This is a genomic window from Enterobacter sp. Lyrl_3 (genome assembly GCF_051948675.1).
Lineage (GTDB): Bacteria > Pseudomonadota > Gammaproteobacteria > Enterobacterales > Enterobacteriaceae > Enterobacter > Enterobacter cloacae.
Genome location: NZ_JAYJLI010000078.1, coordinates 1 through 333, shown reverse-complemented (window position 1 = coordinate 333; position 333 = coordinate 1). Strand labels below are relative to the sequence as shown.

Sequence of the window (333 nt, the reverse complement as noted above, 5' to 3'; positions counted from 1 at the left end):
GCCCAGGTACCATCATTTTTGAGGTATTCGAAACGAATGTGGCGGTTTGCCAGGTTACGTAGAGAGTAATCCCCAGTGTTAGTGACTCCCGGAGCCGTTAACGCTCCCGTCATAGTGTCGCCCGCTTTGGCAACCGCACCTACATCCGCAGCAGTGGGTTTGTTTAATGTCGTATAATGAATAGCCCACGGTGTATCAACATCAAATGCCACATCAGAAAGAGAAAATCTTGAATATACGTTCCCGCCGGTGGTCATGAAAATTTGTGCGCGACGTGATGCACCATATGCTGATTGCCATCCGGCACCATTAGCTGGTACTTCTTTGAAATCA

1 pseudogene is annotated in these 333 nt (G+C 48.3%); it reads right to left on the bottom strand.

Features of this window, described 5'->3' with window-relative positions:
• Positions 1-333 (bottom strand): annotated as a pseudogene (locus tag VF709_RS24965) (hypothetical protein); the annotation flags it as partial.